This window comes from Collinsella aerofaciens (genome assembly GCF_032584215.1).
In the GTDB taxonomy this organism is placed as follows: domain Bacteria; phylum Actinomycetota; class Coriobacteriia; order Coriobacteriales; family Coriobacteriaceae; genus Collinsella.
Window position 1 is genome coordinate 1 of sequence record NZ_JAWHPN010000083.1, and the last position, 613, is coordinate 613.

1 protein-coding gene is annotated in these 613 nt (G+C 42.6%); it reads right to left on the bottom strand.

What is annotated here, in order from left to right; all coding sequences use genetic code 11:
* Window positions 1-613 (bottom strand): GIY-YIG nuclease family protein (locus RX395_RS09850; protein ID WP_316367303.1); only part of this gene is annotated, 613 nt, incomplete at both ends.

The window sequence follows — 613 nt, forward strand, 5'->3', positions numbered from 1 at the left end:
AGCATACACAGCAGCTCGTTCTCTGTGATGTCACCGACCATCTCCGCAAGAACTTTTACTGTATTGCTGTATTTGTCAGATCCCATCTTCTCCGGGCTAATGCTTCTAATCCGGTTGTATGCTGCTGCATACAGTTCATCAAAGTAGATGGTCATATAGAACATCTCTTTGGCTCGGGCATCATTTTTATCTGTCGCTTTTGCAACAACAGTTAAATCTACTCTTTTATCCCCAAATTTACCACTAGCATTATGTGAGGCAAGTCTTCTTTCCGGCTCAACAGTCATACCGACATAAACTACATCATTCTTGGGCGGTATATTTAGTACATAGACACAATAGCCGCGTTCCAGTTTCTGATTCGCCCTCGCCTCTACCTTGGCCTTTACTTCACATCTAATTTTTGTAAAATATTCTTTGTAATCTTCTGTTCCTGCATACGTTACGATGGCAGACCCATCTACAACCGTGACTAAGTAGTCGTAAGCGGAGTTTTTGATAGACTGAATATAGCTTTTCAGTTCATTTCTTTCGAGGGTGTTTGCGCCAACACCAAGTGCATCCAGTAGTTCTCCTTCTAATTCAGAAGTAGAGGGGACATAGGCCCCTATGG